This window comes from Alteromonas sp. MmMcT2-2, assembly GCF_022348305.1.
In the GTDB taxonomy this organism is placed as follows: Bacteria; Pseudomonadota; Gammaproteobacteria; order Enterobacterales; family Alteromonadaceae; genus Alteromonas; species Alteromonas macleodii.
On sequence record NZ_JAKRFA010000059.1, the window covers coordinates 1 to 17,151 of the forward strand.

Here is a 17,151-nt window from a genome sequence, read left to right on the forward strand (position 1 = left end):
TTTGCCACACTTATAAGTAGTAACCCACCTCCGCAGCCATTTATTGGTGTGGTCTACAGAGGATTATGTCTTTTTAGAGGGGAAAATCCCTAGAACCCCCTATTGAGACCGTTGCAGCTATGGCTCGAGTTTGTGAAGGTGCAGAAACCCACCCAAGTGTTAAGCTTTCAAAACACCGCATGGACGAACAATTCTCTTCAACAAGTGAATCTATTGCCCTATCAGCTGTTTATGCCGCTAACCACTTACCAAGCGTAAAAGCCATTGTCGGTTTAACAGAAAGCGGCAGCACGCCAACACTTATGTCTCGCATTACAACTTCATTGCCAATAATTGCCATGTCACGTCACGAGTCTACACTAAATACGATGGCGCTTTGTCGTGGTGTTAAGCCAGTTTTCTTCGACTCATCTAACAGTGAACCAGGCCGTTTGAAATACGACGTTATTGCATCGTTAAAAGAAAAAGGGCTAGTCAAAAGTGGTGACAGCATCATCTTAACTTACGGTGATGAAATGGAAAAAGTGGGTGCAACCAATACATTGAAAATTGTTGACGTAGAGTAAGCGCCAAGCTTGTTGAATACTCATAGCCTGTTCGGGATACCAACCAGCGACGGGTTGATTATTGCGGTCTTGGCGAGTAACTGCGGCATGTAAGCCGTAGAATGGATTGGCCAACTCAACCGGAAAGTCTGAACCTAGTGGCATTGGAATACCACTGTTCAATAATGTTTTCCATGCATAGGCACCTTCCATCCGAGCTTTACCCAAGCGATCTTCCGCCATATTCATGTCGCTGGTGGCATGAGTAGGTTGCATCGACGGCAATACTTTCAACTCGGCAAAGCGAGGCAAATCTTCAACCGCAATGATTTGCGCGTGTTCAATTCGGTTACGCAGGGCTTGGCCACCCAGTAGCTCAAAGGTACGCTCAAATTCATCAAGTACTAACTGATTGGCTTTATCCCCAATGGCATGAAAGTTCAACTGGAAACCCGCGCCTAACACTTGCTGTACTACTTTGGGAAAATCTTCAGGTTGCGTTAGTAATAACCCATGCTGATGAGGTGCATCTGAATATGGCTTGATTAACGCAGCACCTCGGCTACCCAATGCTCCGTCGCCATAAGCTTTTACGCTGCGCACATGTAAAAAGTCGTCTTGGCTGCGAATAATGCCAACATCTAGCATCTCTGGTAGCAGCGGATCTGTCGCACTTAGCATGGCATAAACACGCACGGGCAGTTCACCCTGAGCGGCTCGCGCCAAGTAAAAGTCGTAGACATGATGGCCAATACCCGCATCGTGCATGGCGGTTATGCCAACCGAATGCAAATGCTCGCCTGCAGCGTTGAGTTGTGCTGCATAGAGTGACGCTGAATCTTTTGGCATTATCGCTGACACTAAATCCATGGCATGGTCAATCAACACACCTGTTGCCTTGCCATCAGCATCGCGCAAAATTTGGCCTCCAGCGGGGTCAGGCGTACTGTCATTGATACCCGCCATCTGTAACGCTTTACTATTCACCCAAGCGGCATGGCCATCGACTCGCGTCAACCAGACGGGTTTATTTTTCAGTTTAGCATCGAGTACAGCGGCTGTTGGGAATGAGCGATCACTCCATAACTCCTGATTCCATCCGCGGCCTTTTATCCACTCTTGGTCAGCATGCATCATGGCATAGTCAGCTACCCATTGGGCTGCCTGTTGCATTGAGGAACTCTCGCGTAAATCGACTTCCATTAAGTTACCGCCCAAACCGAGCAAATGCCCGTGAGCATCAATCAACCCCGGCAGTAATACTTTATTGTTGCCGTCAATCACTGTTGCATCAGCTGGCATTTCGGTGGGATTAAGTTGCACTACTTTACCTTCATCAAACACTATTGTGTTGAAGGTTACCATTTCACCCTGCGGGTTTAGCGTATACCCAGTCACGTTGGTCACTACTGTAGACGCATAGCCGGCGAAGCTTGCAGACATTGAAACAGCGAGCGTGGTAGCTAATCCAGAAAGTAATCTCGTCAGTCTTTTTTGCATGATATTTTCTCGTCGTCGTTATTACTCATGTTTCTGAGTATCGGTGTTTGAATACACATACTACGCCATTTTCTTGGTCCAATTACACTACTTTTCCAAGTAGAGGAGCTGTCACACCCGCACTAAAGCCACCCAAGTTGTACTTGCTAATCGGCTACCGCTCTCGCAAAATAGCATCAATTTCGAATGACTCATTGAGCTAGGTATGTCGCTTCACTACAGTCACAGTGTTTCTGTGCACTTTGCCAATGCGGTGTTAGACGCAGCGCGCCAACTCGGTTTGAATTTGGAGCCGATTCTACAAAGTGCTCGACTTAACCAGCCTCTGCTCGACAATCCGCAAAGTCGTATAACCTCTCAACAATTTAGTCAACTTATGCGCTCGGTATGGGAGCAAAGTGACGATGAATTTTTAGGCTTAACCACGCAGCCCAGTAAGTATGGCGTGTTCCGTTTATTCGCCGATGGGGCGATTCAAGAGCAAAATTTACATCGGGTTTATAAACACCTGTGCCGTTTTTACAGTTTGGTTAACCAGTCAATTTCACTGTCATTGTATATAAGTAAAGGACAGGTTGAATTGCGCATGCGTCAAGTCCAACCTGAAATCGACCGTAACTTACTGTTTCGAGATTTCTTTTTGCTGCTTTGGCACCGTTTTCCGGGTTGGTTAATTGGTAAAAGTATTCCTCTGCAACAAGTTAAGATGCGTGGTGCAGAACCCGCTCATGCCGCCGAGTATCGTTTTATGTTTCCCTGCCCCATCACCTACGGCCATGACTACGATGCCTTCGTTTTTAGTGAAGAAGAACTAGTAAACCCTGTCACCCAGCGCGCGGAGAACCTGCGCGAACACTTCAAGCAAGCCCCACTCAACTGGTTTACACGTCAAGAATTCACACCAGTTTATACCCGCCGAGTGATGGATTATTTGGCCGAGTACCGCGAGCACGAAGCTAGCATGCAAGATATTGCTGATAGCGTGAATGTGTCTGAACGCACGCTACGTCGGAAATTGACCGAAGAAGGTACCAGCTTTCAAGAAATCAAAGATAAATTACGCAAAAATATGGCGATTTATTACCTCAGCCAACCCGATATTCCGATTTCCACCATTACGAATAAATTAGGTTTTTCTGAACCAGCAGCCTTCACGCGCGCCTTTAAACAATGGACTGGACAGACGCCTACCTTATATCGCGAGAACACACTTATCTAGCACCAAAACATCAGCCCAAACTAATATAAATGCAGATTGAGATAGTTTGATGAAGTGAGCAAACGAGTGTCCGAATATGTCAAGCAATAGACTTTTTTGGTAATTGAACAAATTAAGCGCAAATTGCAGACTAGTGCCTATACTATTTGGATAATCCAACAACGTTAATCACTAGGATAGGTTCTGAAATGAGTCAATATCAACCCCCTGTACTTGATGCTAAATTTGTACTTGACCAGTTAATCGGTTTCGATGGTTTGTGTGAAAAACTTCAATTAGAAGATATTAATATTGACCTAGCAGATGCGGTCTTAGAAGAAGCCGGTAAACTGAGCTCAGAAGTATTTGCTCCGTTGAACTGGGACACCGACCAAAATCCTGCGCAGTGGGCTGATAATGCCGTCACTGAATCTCCTGGATTAAAAGAAGCCTATCAACAGTTTGTGGATAACGGTTGGTCTACATTAACAGCACCAGAAGAGTTTGGTGGACAAAATCTTCCTCAGGTTTTAGGCACTGCAGTCAGCGAAATGTGGCAAGCATCAAATATGGCGTTTGCACTTTGCCCGTTATTGAGCATCGGCTCTGTAGAGGCATTACTTGCTCATGGTAGCGACGAACTAAAAGCCCTTTACCTACCCCGCTTAATCGCTGGTGAGTGGACTGGCACCATGAACCTGACCGAGCCAGGCGCTGGTTCAGATCTCGCGGCAGTATCAACAACTGCAACACCAGATGGCGATCACTATCGCATTAAAGGCCAGAAAATTTTCATCACTTGGGGCGATCACCAAATGACCCCCAATATTGTGCATTTGGTACTTGCACGCTTACCCGACGCACCTCCGGGCGTAAAAGGTATTTCACTGTTCATCGTACCTAAGTTCGTACTCGACGAAAACGGCGAACCAGGCGAACGCAACGATGTATACCCCATCTCAATTGAACACAAGCTCGGTATCCACGGCTCGCCAACGTGTACTATGGCATTTGGTGATAACGAGGGCGCGATTGGTTATTTAGTTGGCGAACCGCACAAAGGCTTGCCGTATATGTTCACCATGATGAATCACGCCCGCCAAGGCGTAGGTGTACAAGGTTTGGGTATTTCAGACCGCGCTTACCAACAAGCGGTGCAGTATGCACGTGAGCGAGTTCAAGGTAAAAACAGAGATGGTAGTAAAAAGCCTATCATCGAGTACCCTGACGTTCGCCGTATGCTATTAACCATGCGTTCTGGGGTTGAAGCGATGCGCGCTTTAGCGCTAGAAGCGTCTGCCGCGCTAGACTTTGCTCACGCCGACAATAACAGTAAAGAAAAATACGCGCGTCTTGAACTGTTTACACCTATTGTAAAGGGTTGGATGACGGAGTTTGCACAAGAGCTCACTTCGCTTAACATACAAGTTCATGGCGGTATGGGTTATGTTGAAGAAACAGGTGCAGCGCAGCATTTCCGCGATGCACGTATCTTACCTATTTATGAAGGCACAACGGCGATTCAGGCGCTCGACCTTATTGGTCGTAAAGTATTAATGGACGGTGGTGTAGCACTGGAAAGTCTATTAAACGACATGACGGCTACCGCCACTGAATTGAGCGCTTCTAGCAACGCCGACGCGCAAGCCTTTGGTGCAGCATTCGCCCAAGCCGTGGACAAAGCGCGTGCGGCAAAAGAATGGCTACTGACTAACGCACCGAGCGAAAAAGAGTTATCACAAGCAGTTTGTTTCGATATGCTAATGGCAATGGGCTATTTGTGTGGTGGTTGGATGCAAGGCCGTACCTTACTCGCCGTTATCGCCTTAACTGACGCGAACGACGACGTGTACGGTGAAGAGTTCCTTGCTAAGAAGCGTATTTCAGCGATGTACTACAGCCAGTGCTTGTTGCCACGTGCACTACATCATTTTGGTGTAATGGTACAAAACCCCCAAGCACTGTATGAATTTGCTGTTGATCAATTTTAATTAGAATTAGAAGGTTTACTATGAAAATCCTTGTTCCGGTAAAACGGGTTATCGATTACAACGTAAAAGTACGTATTAAACAGGACGGCTCAGACGTCGATTTGAGCAACACCAAAATGTCTATCAACCCGTTTTGTGAAATAGCGGTTGAAGAAGCACTACGCCTAAGAGAAGCGGGCACAGCAAGTGAAGTTATCGCTGTTTGTATTGGTCCCAAAATCGTTAAAGAGCAGATCCTAGCTGCCCTTGCGATGGGTGCTGACCGTGCCATTCGTATTGATGTAGAAGAGCAACCAGAGCCATTAGTTATTGCCCGTTTACTAGCGAAAGTAGCCGAGCAAGAAGACGCGGGCCTGATCATGATGGGTAAGCAAGCTATCGACAGCGACAACAACCAAGTGGGTCAAATGCTTGCAGGTATTATGGGTCGCCCACAAGGAACTTTTGCCTCAGTGGTTAAAATTGAAGGTGACGAAGCGCTAGTTACACGCGAAGTCGACGGTGGTCTACAAACTGTAGCTCTGAAGCTTCCCGCTATCGTGACGGCTGACCTACGTTTGAATGAACCGCGTTTTACCAAACTACCTGATATCATGAAAGCGAAACGCAAACCTATCGCAGAGACAACTGCCGCAGATTTAGGTGTTGAAGTTACGTCAACGCAACAACAACTTTCTGTTGCTGCTCCTGCTACACGTCAGGCAGGTATCAAAGTTGCGTCGGTAGACGAGCTAGTCGATAAACTGAAAAATGAAGCGAAGGTGATTTAATGAAAACCTTAGTAATTGCATCACACAATAACGCCACACTCAGCCCTGTTACCTTAGCAGCCGTGTCGGCAGCACTTAAAATTGGTGCCTCTTTTGATATTTTTGTGGCCGGTAAAGGGTGTGCAGCCGTTGCCGAAGAAGCGGCAAAAGTCGATGGCGTTAGCGCAGTACTGGTTGCTGACCACGATGCACTAGCGTATCAAGGTGCAGAAAACCTAGCAGCAACATTACAAGCTAATGCAGAAGGCTACAGCCACATTGTTGCACCGGCGACGAGTGTAATGAAAGATGCACTGCCACGCCTAGCCGCACTACTCGGCGTAGGTCAAATTTCAGATATTACCGGTGTTAATGGTGAAGCTGAATTCGTGCGCCCCATTTACGCGGGTAATGCCATTGCAACCGTTACTTCTAGCGATGCTGTGAAAGTTATCACTGTGCGTACATCTGCTTTTGATGCTGCGCCAACAGGAGCTGGCACTGGCGCTATCACTGCGGTAGATAATGCTGTTGACTGTGGCTTGTCGCGTGTAGTTAGCGAAGAAATTGCCCAAAGTGAACGCCCTGAACTCGCTTCTGCAAGTATTGTAGTTTCGGGTGGCCGCGGTGTAGGTAGTGAAGAGAATTTCGCACTTATCGAAAAACTAGCAGACCGTTTGAATGCAGCCCTCGGTGCATCGCGTGCAGCAGTTGACGCAGGCTTTATTGGTAACGACCACCAAGTTGGTCAAACCGGTAAAATTGTTGCACCTGACTTGTATGTAGCGGTAGGTATCTCTGGTGCCATTCAGCATTTAGCAGGTATGCAAGGCTCTAAAGTTATCGTAGCGATTAACAAAGATCCAGACGCACCAATTTACGAAGTGGCGGACTACGGTTTAGTCGGTGATTTACACGACCTAGTACCGGAATTAGAAGCCAAATTAGCTAGCGTACTTTAAATTAAGTGCCATAAAGAGGAACGTCATGGATACTCCAGAACGCGAATCCATCGAATTTGATGTTGTTATTGTTGGCGCTGGCCCTTCTGGCCTGTCGGCAGCTTGTCAGATTAAGAAGCAAGCTGCTGAACAAGGCAAAGAAGTCAACGTCTGTGTGCTTGAGAAGGGCGCTGAAGTAGGTGCTCACATTTTCTCTGGCGCAGTCATTGAAACCAAAGCATTGGACGAACTCTTCCCTACTTGGAAAGAAGACGGCTTTGCCCTAGGTCAGCCTGTAGCTAAAGACGAAGTGTATTTACTTCGCGACGAGTCTAGAGCCACTGAGTTACCTCATTGGGCGGTGCCACCTTCAATGCACAATGACAACAATTACATTGTGAGTGTGGCGAATTTATGTCGCTGGCTCGCAGAGCAAGCAGAAGAGCTTGGGGTAGAAATATTCCCTGGTTTCACTGCCGCTGATGTGATTTTCGACGACAATGGTAAAGTGTGTGGAGTAGCCACAGGCGACATGGGCGTAGGCGCAGATGGCGAACCAGGCCCAGGCTATACCCCTGGTATGGATATCCTTGCTAAGTACACTATTCTTGGTGAAGGCTGCCGTGGTCACATTGGTAAAGGCATTATCAAGAAGTTCGCGCTTGATTCTGACGCTGATCCTCAACATTACGGCATTGGCTTTAAAGAAATCTGGCAAGTGCCTGAGTCGCAACACAAACCGGGGTTGGTTGTGCATGGTTCAGGTTGGCCACTAAGTAAAGGCATGGGTGGCGGATTCTTCCTCTATCACGCCGAAAATCAGCAAGTATTCGTTGGGTTAATCATTGACTTGAATTATGCCAATCCGCATATCAGCCCGTTCGATGAGTTCCAACGCCTTAAGCATCATCCGATTATTGCTGAAACACTCAGCGGTGGCGAACGTATCACCTATGGTGCGCGTGCAATTACCAAAGGTGGGTTGAATGCACTACCCAAGCTGAGTTTCCCCGGTGGTATGTTGGTTGGCTGTGACGCTGGTACACTAAATTTTAGTAAAATCAAAGGCGTTCACACTGCGATGAAGTCAGGCATGATTGCCGCTGATGCGATCCTTGAAGCGCTCGGTACCGATGCTGAAGAAAAGGGTACAACCAATTTCCAACAACTATTCGAACAGAGCTGGGCGTATCAAGAGTTATATAACTCGCGTAACTTCGGTCCTGCCTTGCATAAGTTTGGCCCTATCGTTGGTGGCGGCTACAACTGGATGGAGCAGAAGATTTTTGGTGGTAAGCCACTGTTAAAACTACGCGATTCGAAAGAAGACTACGCGTGTATGGAACCGGCTAGTGCGCACATTAAAATCGACTACCCGAAACCAGACGGTAAACTTAGCTTCGATAAACTTTCTTCGGTTTATATTTCAAATACCTACCACGAAGAAGATCAGCCGTGTCATCTGAAATTAACCGATACGTCTATCCCTATTAAGCAGAACTTGCCTCGCTTCGATGAACCCGCGCAACGTTACTGCCCGGCAGGCGTTTATGAGGTGGTGGAAAGCGACGGTGAAATGCAGTTCCAAATTAATGGACAAAACTGCATTCACTGTAAAACCTGTGACATAAAAGACCCAGCACAGAACATTACATGGCGTCCACCCGAGGGTGGTGGTGGTCCAACGTACCCCAATACCTAAAAAAATTTATCTAAGTAATATAAAGCCAGCTAGAATAGTGTTTGACGATTGTAGAACACTCTTTTAACTGGCTTTTTCATTTTACGAAAGGTTTTCTTTCAGCCTCTTATCGTCATCTGGTTGTTTTGAACGTTCACTTTCGTTCTATCTTCCGAATTTACGCAAGGAGCTATCATCATGTTCACGTTATCTGAGCAATATCACGCAAATTTCGTGTTTGCACTGATTGCCGCCGCGGCGTTACTCATGGCGAGTAACCGTGTGCGTTACGACATGATTGCAATATGTGTGGTTTTGGCCCTAATACTGACCAACATACTGCCCGTTAACGCAGCATTGGCAGGCTTTGGCAATTCAGTTGTCATTCTCATTGCCGGCTTACTCGTGGTTGGCGAGATGCTAGACAGAACCGGTGTAGCGAGATTTGTCGGTAATTGGATCAGCCAAAATAGTAGTAGCTCAACGACCAAAATGCTGATTATGCTGATGTTAGCGAGCGCCATACTTAGCGCCGTAATGAGTTCGACCGCCGTTGTTGCTATCTTTATTCCTATTGTGCTGCGCATTGCTAAATATTCCAACAATAGCCCAAGTAAACTGCTCCTTCCCATGTCCTACGCGGCTTTGGTTAGTGGTATGTTGACCTTAATTGCTACTCCACCAAACTTAGTGGTAAGTGCGGGTTTAAAGAGTCAAGGTTTTGAACCACTCAGCTTTTTTTCTTTCACGTTACCTGGCTTAATTGTGCTAGCCGGTTTGGTGTTATACATGGTCAGCTACGGAGTTTAAGACAAATTAACGCTATTTACTATCCTCTGTGACAGCTGGCTTTAAGGCTTGTTTCATGCGATTTAGGTCCAAAAACAGGAAGCAATTACGAAGTAAGTGTAGTCAAGATAAGAAAATAGGCTGATCATTGGGACTGAAAAATTCTCTCGATATGTGCAACATGATGCCTCAACACATGAGTGTTCAAGCTATATTGGCGGTGGAGCCCTTAAGCGCCAAAGTTGAAATCTCTCTGAATAACGTAATCGTCAGTTGTTATTTGTTTTGACTCAATCAGTGGCGGCGCTCTGCAAGAATTAGCGGTAATTGGTGAATCTTGCTTATCCAAATGCCAGAGTATCTTTTGGATGACGGCAGGCTCTGTAATGCATGCGATGATTTTGACATTCGCCTTTGTGCAAGCTTCGCAAATGGTAATGTCAATGTTGAATACACGTTTTAACCTCTGTGCCCATGACATGCTGCGCGCCTGGTAGGGCTTATCTGAATCTTTCAGATGCTCTGCTAAACGAGGGCTGTTCTTGCCGCGTTGTGAAGCAGTTACTTCTGCTCGTACATTGGCATTTGGCGCAAACACGCCATAAAACCGCGTCAGATTCAGTCTAGGCGGTGGTACCAAGGCAGCTAGCTTACTAATGAAGTCAATCGGCGAGAAGAATACGTGAGTCGTACCATTGCTGTAGGGTGTCTTGAGTTCGTATCTGACATTACCTGTCGTTGTGAGGCTTAAGCGTTTTTCGCTTATTGCAGGTCTTGCGATGTAACGACACAATCTTTCTAGTTTTTCTGGTTGATCTGCATCTGCGAAGACCCCTGCATGTAGGCTAAATCCAGCTATCTTTGCGAGTTGTCCTAAGTGATCAGGATCTTTTGCTTGCATGGTTTGCAAAGTAAACACTTTTTTACCAGTATCTGCACCAACTGCGATCCGGTAGCTGACCGAAGCAGCTTGCAGTGGTAACAAGCTGTCTTCATCGTTAATTGGCAAGTCCAGATAGGTATTGTCAATGTCGCGTTGAATTAGCCCTGCTTTTTCGAGATATTGTGCGATGCGCTGGCTGATGGTGTTTACCAACGCCTCCATATTGGAATGACTCGGCGCTTTGACTCGCTTAAATGTCATTTTTCCATGCTCTTGTGTGATGACACCTTCAAGGAACAGCATATGGAAATGTATATTTAAGTTAAGCGCACTACCAAAACGCTGAATGTAGGTGACTGCCCCTGTCTTAGCCTGCTTCTTCAAGTAGCCTGAACGATGGATGATGTCTGTGGAAATTGCGCGGTGAACGATTTGCAGGACGTTGCTGAGTTCTTTGGGGTATCTGGCGAGTAATAACCTTAGGGGAATAGGTAAGCTTAACACCCATTGCCTAACAGGGTAACCCTGCAATACATCATCAACCAGTAGTTTCGCACTCTCAGCCATCCTTCGAGCTCCGCAACTCGGGCAGAAACCTCTTCGCTTGCAACTGAAAGCTACAAGCTTCTCATGTTTGCAGTCATCACAGACTATGCGCAGAAATCCATGCTCAAGTCGACCACACTTAAGAAACTCTTCAAACTCTTTGATCACATGGTATGGTAATGCCTTTCCCTGAGATTGCATCATCTCGGCGAAGGCAGGGTAATGTTTCTCAACAAGTTGATAGAGCAATGTTTGCTCTGGACGATGGCGTTGATAGGTGTATTGCTCTGCAGCTAACATCAGCATCCTTGCTAATGTAAAAGTCTGTAGTGTACCTTGTTGGGCTGGTAAGTAAACTGACCAGAGTGACAGAAATTGGCAGTGGTTCGTGGTTATCTGAACGACCGGTATACGATCAGATAGCTAGTCTACAACGGAGGCTCCTCTAACGTCTGCTATTCGCTCATAGCTGCCATTAGAACCTCAATGCCTCAACGACCGCTTTACGTACATTTGAGCCGCACAGTATGTGTTTTTTTGTTAAACAACACATACTAATTATGAACATAAAAAAACCTGCATAAAGCAGGTTTTTTCTCTTTAAGCTAATGACTAAAGCGTGCTTATTGATTTGCACCAGCAACCGCTTCTTTAGCCAATTGCGTAATACTGTAGATTTACAAAAAACTATCATACTTTAACCAATGTAACTCATTGATTCTATTGCTGCGTTATTTTTAGCAAATAGTAAAAGTATCATACTTTTATCAATCATCACTTTTTTTCACTCAATAAATGGAACAAAAAACTGTCATACTTTGTGTATTTCTAGGCGGAAGCTTCCGTCTAAAACATAAATCATCAATACTGAATTAGTTGCATCAGAGGGCAAACGAGACATTTCAGTTCGCGGTGCACGCCTGTTGCCAGATTTATAATTACGCTTACACTCTTCTTGTTTTTCTTCCTCATTTGAGGTATAAAAACAGGAAGAGCAATGCTTTATTCTAGAGGCGACTAAATGAACGACCAACTACACACTGAAGAAAATGCCCTGGATCGGCTATCCCAGCTGGGTATTCCGATGACAGCACTTACAGAGTCTGTATGGCAAGGTTACCTTGCACGGTCTCGTACTACCAGTAATCACCCTCGAATCGCTCGAGGGATCATTATGTGGGCAGAAGTCGTTGCAGTTTTGAGAGAGCAGCTTATATCCCATGGTTGGATTAAAGAGGATAAAGGCAACTACGAACTCTCTGTGAATCAGAAAGCAGGTTTAGCCATTGTCGTTACTACTGGCGATGAAGCAACCGGCATGATCGGAGCGACACCTTCAAATAAGTGCCCCAAGGGTGTGAATACGGCTGAAGCCGTTGAAACTAACAATCAGCTGGATATGTTCAGTGAACTATTGCCTGTAATTGAAGATGTTCAAGGCCTTACAACGTGGGTATTGCTGATGCATTTGGGTACTGATGAGGTGCGCTGCGAGCTCTCACTGCCATCCAGCATATCTAGTGGCAAAATTAATGGCTGGAAAGAACGCATTATTTTACCGAGCATGCCGTTAGATGATGATTCAGTCGAAATTAAAGCACCTGATTTGCCAGATATAGAAGTACCTATCAAGAAGAAGGCATAACATGTTTAACAATACTCGTTTTGCTCTCGCGCGAAAGCGCCGAGGGCTAACAAAGCGGGCATTGGCAAAAGAAGTGGGTGTAACAGATCGGTCGATTACTGCTTATGAGAGCGGTCAAACTGTGCCTGAAAGCCAGACTATTGAAAAGATCGCGAACGCACTTCGTTTTCCGGTCGAATTTTTCTTTGCTGATGACGTAGAAGAGCTGCCGGTTGAGGTGGCGAGCTTTCGTGCGCTTACCAAAATGACTGCCGCCCAAAGAGACATCGCGCTTTCTGCAGGATCTGTTGCGTTACTTTTGAACCAATGGATTGAAAAAAAGTTTGATTTGCCTGCGCCAGATTTTCCAGAGGATTACAGGCTCTCCTCGGATGAAAGGTCAAAAAACGATAAAGGCCAGCAATCGTCTGAAGGAGACCAATACCCAAGCGGGAGCCAAGGCAATGACCCGGAAGCAGCCGCTGAAATGCTCCGCCGCTACTGGGATTTAGGTGAGCTTCCAATCAAAAGCATGATCGCATTGCTTGAAGCTAAGGGTGTGCGTGTCTTCTCACTATCTGTTGATGCCAGAGAAGTTGACGCTTTTTCCATGTGGTACGGTGAAATTCCTTTTGTATTTCTCAACACCAAGAAAACAGCGGAACGTTGCCGTTTTGATGCGGCACATGAACTTGGCCATCTGGTTATGCATCGTCACGGTGCTCCCCAAGGTCAAGAAGCGGAAAAAGAAGCAAATGCCTTCGCGTCGGCCTTTTTGATGCCGCGTAGGAGTGTTTTGGCCAATGCGCCAAGATCGGCGACTTTAAAAAGCCTTATCTCCCATAAAAAGTACTGGAATGTGTCTGCTGCCGCACTTAACTACCGGTTACACTCGCTCAACCTGACAACCGACTGGACCTATCGAACGCTATGCATTGATCTGGCCAAACTAGGGCGGGTTCATGAACCGGAACCTTCACCTTTTGAAACATCGCAAGTGCTTAAGAAGGTATTCGCGAGTCTGCGAGAAGATGGTATTTCCAAAGCTGATGTTGCGAGAGAGTTGCTGATTCAGCCAGAAGAGCTGGATGAGCTAACCTTTGGCTTGATGTTGAACGTCTTGAGCGGGAAATCACACGGTAATATCTCTCAAAATAAGCGACCAAGTTTAAAGCTGGTGACTTAGCCTCAAAAAACCTTACTACTTGGGCGGTAGCTTTCGTCTGTCGCCCAATATCTTAAACCCTTCTGGCAAAGGCTTAAATTTGTCACCATTTTCTGGCCAGCGTTTAGCGCGACTTTGGAATGCTCTAAGAGCCGCAATATCCAAGGTCGCGGCAACCACGAAGTCATTATCCCCTCCCCTCAGTCTGGCAATATCCCGAAGGAAGCTTTCTTTGGCTGGTGATCGAACGCGGCTATCGCCATACTTCCGGTTGTTTACCAATATGGTATAAGCATGAACATCTAGTGCAGCGGATTCGATCAGGGAGGCGAAAGTATCCAGATCCCTGTTCCAACTGAGCACCATAAGGGCATCAACTGCACCTTGGAAACGAATGCGTGCCTTGCTATTTTGCAGTTCTGAGCAAACCATGACACCAAAGTTAACGCCGTTGTGAATATAAATTGGCTTCGGTGATTTTTTAGAAAGATCCCACTCCTTACCAAATTTCACCGTGAGCTCTTTGTCTTCGCCAACGGCTGGCTCAAGCTTGGGTTGCCATATTTTTACAAAGGTTGGATAGCCGAGTCGATTATCTGCCAATACCAAAGCGGCCTCACTCAGAATCTTGTTTCCCTCGCTATGCCGATACTCAGTTCCTGCAATTAAACTAATACCCGCCGCACTCAATCTGGCGGCAATGCTGTTCAGCCAGCGCAATGGGATTGAAAGCTCTGGGAAAAGGGCGTAATCCGGCTTAGGATTTAGCTTTAATACATCGTTAACCAATTTGGATATTTTCTGGTAACGCTCGCGGCTTAAATTCGGCTTATTGCATGCGGTAGCAGCCCAATCGCTGTCTTCGGTACGCAGGTTGGTTAATGCAACCACCACCTTGTCTTTACTGTCAGTGCCAATTTTCAGATACTTTTTGCGTCGCTTTGCTTTCTTATCGCTGGCGTCTTGTTCCACAGCCAGAAGAGTGGGTTTTATCCATACGCCACGCAAAACCTGGGTGTATTTAGCCCACATAACAGCTGGTCGATTAGGAGCGGCTTTACCAGATGCGAAAGGTAAACCCACACATTCAGGCGCTAATTCGGATATTTCGGATGGAGATAAAGGTCGAGTAGGAAAGATGTAGGGCAAGTAACTTTCGTTTTTTCTTCTTCCTTTCTCTACATGAATAAGCCTAGAAGATGTAGTAGAACTGAGAAATTCTTTTAAGGCATAAACGTCAATAAGACCAGAAGAGTCTAGCTTCCTCATAAGCAGGTTTTCTTTTCCACCTTTTCGCCTGCCAACAAGCTCTTTTGCAGATTTACTCTTAAGTATCTGTTTATACGGTTCTTTCGCTAGGTCAGCAAGAGCGACAAGTGGCGCCATTTTTTCAAAATCAGTTTCAGTGAAACTGATTTTAAGAAAATTCCTAAATGCTGTATTGCTTAAAATATTCTGTAAAAACAACTTCGCTAAACGTTTTCTTTTGAGCGGACGACGTTCAACCTGGAAAAGCTTGTCAGGATCGTAGTATCGGGTTGCGGCATCAATAAACAGCCAAGTTAAAGTACCTTTGATATAACCCCAAAGATCTTTTAGTACTTTAGCATCGCATCCGTTAATGCGAACCGTTTTACCTCTGCCAACTTCTGAAGCTAAGGTATCGATCGCTCGATAGGACTTCACCGCTATTTGCTCAGCCTGCTCCCACTCATTCATGCTGATTGCAAAGCCGAGTAGTCTTGGTAAGTAGTTAAAATGAGCAAAGAGATTGTCTGCTCGTAAGATATGGTTATGAGCAAACTGATAAAATTCCTCGCGCTGCTCCTTCCATTGATTTGGTGGCAGATCCCGAGCCATGGTTTCTACGTGGCGCAGCTGTAGTGACCATCCTAACCGACGAATAGTCAGGCCATCGGCCCGACGCAATGTATCTGCATTTTCGCCCACACTTCCTGCAGCGGATAGCACCTTGGCTGCCGTGGAGTGCTCTAATTGATCTGGCGATGGCATCAAACGGTGCTCGCTGGAAAGTTCATATATCTCCTTTTCGATACTGTCCAGTAGGTCAAGGCCTGCACGCCCTTGCAATACAAATAACTTTTGCTTGTCAGACTGAAGCGATATTCTGGTCTTGCCTTGGAATTCCGCCCCCTGATTAATCTCCCAAACCTTATCGTTCTTGGCGTTTTGTGAAATATAGCTTTCGCCTATTCTAGACTGAACCATGTTCATCAGATCTAAACTATTGGTGATCGTGCCCGTATCACGTAATACCAGAAACATATCATCTACATAGCGGCCATAGTGAATCGGCGCTAATTTTTCCTGAACAAGCTTGTCCCACCTGTGAAGTAAAGCATTGGAAATAACACGGCTGCACGTCAGGCCGATCACTAATCCTCCGTTTATCTTGGCTTTCTTGCCCCCAACGGATTGGCCGAATTTTTCAGCACCTACAGCCCAGGCAGATAGAACACTTGCGAGTTGTTCGGTAAAGGCCTTCTCTTCATCTGTCAGCTCAAGATCAAGTGCTTCAAGTAACGCTGTACCAGAAATCGCCATAGGGTCAATAAAGTGGTAGTAGCTCTTCAAATCGAGAGAAACCGCAATTACGTCGCGATCCTTTTCCAGCTCGTCACGAATGGCCTTTAAACCATCGCTTCGCCACTTTTGATATGGCTGAAAATAGGGCACAAATGATCCAATGGAACTGATGTGAAATGGCTTCTCATCGTCCTCTACGAATAGTTCATCGTTCCTGATTCGCTTTAGCCGTGCGCCATAGCAGCTGTCGTCGAGCTTGGCATCAAACTGGTGGCCAATCATATTGGTCCACAAGGCTGAAATGATATGGGTATCTACCGGAAAGTCACCCACAATTCTGAATTCAGGCGTTATAGCGTAATTCTTGAACAGACTTTCGACCGCCCGCTCTGGTTTGGAGAAATGCACATGACCATTTTCGCTGCAATCTGCCTTTCTATCAGTAGATAGCTTCTTAGGTAGTAATCGGAAATCTCCAAGCAGCTCTTCATCGCTTTTAAAGCCTGAATTACTCTTTAATCGGCTTAATAGGCAGTTTAAGTTGGTCAGCAGGTCTTGTTCGTATTCTGCAAACTTAATTGCAGTGGGGAAGGTGTTTTCGAAAAAACAGTCGGCTTTTGCTTTTCGGTATGCTACTAGGAGGTCCTCGACTCTTAGCTCATTCCATCCATCAAATTTTGCGTAATAACTCATTATTCAAATGCCTCAACAATTTTATCGCATTCCTTCACAACATATTCGGGCATTAGATCGAACAGCGATGGATCTAGCTGGAAGATGAACTCATTTTCAATATGGTATGTTTCATTAATAAATTTTCGGACAACTGAGTTATCTACAGTTTCTATGTCTCGCAGTATCCGAGTTAGTTGTAGTTTTTCATAGCCGTTTTGACCCCCCTGTGTCAGGATAGTTGTCGCCTCAGTTTTTCATAGTATTAGACAGGGTGCGGAAGTTAGGCATGAGTGAGACATTATCCAGAAGAACATAAA

The 17,151-nt window shown here is 45.9% G+C and carries 11 protein-coding genes and 1 pseudogene; 9 read left to right on the forward strand and 3 right to left on the reverse strand.

Annotated features, from left to right (window positions below):
* Positions 1-98 precede the first annotated feature (98 nt).
* A pseudogene (locus tag MHM99_RS19225) lies at positions 99-566 on the forward strand (pyruvate kinase alpha/beta domain-containing protein); the annotation flags it as partial.
* On the opposite strand, the gene MHM99_RS19230 reads toward MHM99_RS19225, so the two are convergent.
* Positions 498-2,045, reverse strand: coding sequence for an amidohydrolase (locus tag MHM99_RS19230; protein ID WP_015067460.1), 1,548 nt, complete (start codon positions 2,043-2,045; stop codon positions 498-500). The pseudogene MHM99_RS19225 and the gene MHM99_RS19230 overlap by 69 nt on opposite strands.
* Before the next feature lie 205 nt (positions 2,046-2,250).
* On the opposite strand from MHM99_RS19230, the gene MHM99_RS19235 reads away from it, so the two are divergent.
* The 6 genes from MHM99_RS19235 (at position 2,251) to MHM99_RS19260 (ending at position 9,415) form a co-directional block, all read left to right on the forward strand.
* Positions 2,251-3,264 carry an AraC family transcriptional regulator gene (locus tag MHM99_RS19235; RefSeq protein WP_008305465.1) on the forward strand — a complete coding sequence of 338 codons (1,014 nt, stop codon included), beginning with the start codon at positions 2,251-2,253 and terminating at the stop codon, positions 3,262-3,264.
* A 188-nt stretch (positions 3,265-3,452) separates the two neighbouring features.
* Positions 3,453-5,234, forward strand: a complete 1,782-nt coding sequence (locus MHM99_RS19240; RefSeq protein WP_008305468.1) for an acyl-CoA dehydrogenase — start codon at positions 3,453-3,455, stop codon at positions 5,232-5,234.
* Positions 5,235-5,254: 20 nt separating this feature from the next.
* Positions 5,255-6,004, forward strand: coding sequence for an electron transfer flavoprotein subunit beta/FixA family protein (locus MHM99_RS19245; protein ID WP_008305469.1), 750 nt, complete (start codon positions 5,255-5,257; stop codon positions 6,002-6,004).
* Positions 6,004-6,945 (forward strand): FAD-binding protein, encoded by a 942-nt coding sequence (locus MHM99_RS19250; protein ID WP_008305470.1) that lies wholly within the window; start codon positions 6,004-6,006, stop codon positions 6,943-6,945. The genes MHM99_RS19245 and MHM99_RS19250 overlap by 1 nt, the downstream gene beginning before the upstream one ends.
* A gap of 25 nt (positions 6,946-6,970) precedes the next feature.
* Complete coding sequence (locus tag MHM99_RS19255) at positions 6,971-8,626, forward strand: electron transfer flavoprotein-ubiquinone oxidoreductase (protein WP_008305471.1); 1,656 nt, start codon at positions 6,971-6,973, stop codon at positions 8,624-8,626.
* Between the two features lie 177 nt (positions 8,627-8,803).
* The gene (locus tag MHM99_RS19260; protein WP_008305473.1) at positions 8,804-9,415 is read left to right on the forward strand and encodes an SLC13 family permease; all 612 of its coding nucleotides are present in this window, start codon (positions 8,804-8,806) and stop codon (positions 9,413-9,415) included.
* Positions 9,416-9,623: 208 nt separating this feature from the next.
* Here the strand turns inward: MHM99_RS19260 and MHM99_RS19265 are convergent, their stop codons facing one another.
* Positions 9,624-11,123, reverse strand: a complete 1,500-nt coding sequence (locus MHM99_RS19265) for an IS91 family transposase (protein ID WP_015067461.1) — start codon at positions 11,121-11,123, stop codon at positions 9,624-9,626.
* A gap of 721 nt (positions 11,124-11,844) precedes the next feature.
* Here MHM99_RS19265 and MHM99_RS19270 point away from each other — a divergent pair.
* Together MHM99_RS19270 and MHM99_RS19275 are read left to right on the forward strand one after the other, a co-directional pair.
* Complete coding sequence (locus MHM99_RS19270; RefSeq protein ID WP_187448006.1) at positions 11,845-12,468, forward strand: hypothetical protein; 624 nt, start codon at positions 11,845-11,847, stop codon at positions 12,466-12,468.
* A gap of 1 nt (position 12,469) precedes the next feature.
* Positions 12,470-13,633 (forward strand): XRE family transcriptional regulator, encoded by a 1,164-nt coding sequence (locus MHM99_RS19275; RefSeq protein WP_187448007.1) that lies wholly within the window; start codon positions 12,470-12,472, stop codon positions 13,631-13,633.
* Positions 13,634-13,648: 15 nt separating this feature from the next.
* On the opposite strand, the gene MHM99_RS19280 is transcribed toward MHM99_RS19275, so the two are convergent.
* A complete protein-coding gene (locus MHM99_RS19280) occupies positions 13,649-16,852 on the reverse strand; it encodes a hypothetical protein (RefSeq protein ID WP_239220325.1) in 3,204 nt (1,067 codons plus the stop codon).
* Positions 16,853-17,151: the final 299 nt, after the last annotated feature.

Excerpts from the sequence above, each read along its gene's own strand:
- MHM99_RS19280 (WP_239220325.1), bottom strand. The coding sequence starts at position 16,852 with ATGAGTTATTACGCAAAATTTGATGGATGGAATGAGCTAAGAGTCGAG.
- MHM99_RS19255 (WP_008305471.1), top strand. The coding sequence starts at position 6,971 with ATGGATACTCCAGAACGCGAATCCATCGAATTTGATGTTGTTATTGTT.
- MHM99_RS19260 (WP_008305473.1), top strand. The coding sequence starts at position 8,804 with ATGTTCACGTTATCTGAGCAATATCACGCAAATTTCGTGTTTGCACTG.
- MHM99_RS19250 (WP_008305470.1), top strand. The coding sequence starts at position 6,004 with ATGAAAACCTTAGTAATTGCATCACACAATAACGCCACACTCAGCCCT.
- MHM99_RS19265 (WP_015067461.1), bottom strand. The coding sequence starts at position 11,123 with ATGTTAGCTGCAGAGCAATACACCTATCAACGCCATCGTCCAGAGCAA.
- MHM99_RS19235 (WP_008305465.1), top strand. The coding sequence starts at position 2,251 with ATGTCGCTTCACTACAGTCACAGTGTTTCTGTGCACTTTGCCAATGCG.
- MHM99_RS19230 (WP_015067460.1), bottom strand. The coding sequence starts at position 2,045 with ATGCAAAAAAGACTGACGAGATTACTTTCTGGATTAGCTACCACGCTC.
- MHM99_RS19270 (WP_187448006.1), top strand. The coding sequence starts at position 11,845 with ATGAACGACCAACTACACACTGAAGAAAATGCCCTGGATCGGCTATCC.
- MHM99_RS19275 (WP_187448007.1), top strand. The coding sequence starts at position 12,470 with ATGTTTAACAATACTCGTTTTGCTCTCGCGCGAAAGCGCCGAGGGCTA.
- MHM99_RS19240 (WP_008305468.1), top strand. The coding sequence starts at position 3,453 with ATGAGTCAATATCAACCCCCTGTACTTGATGCTAAATTTGTACTTGAC.
- MHM99_RS19245 (WP_008305469.1), top strand. The coding sequence starts at position 5,255 with ATGAAAATCCTTGTTCCGGTAAAACGGGTTATCGATTACAACGTAAAA.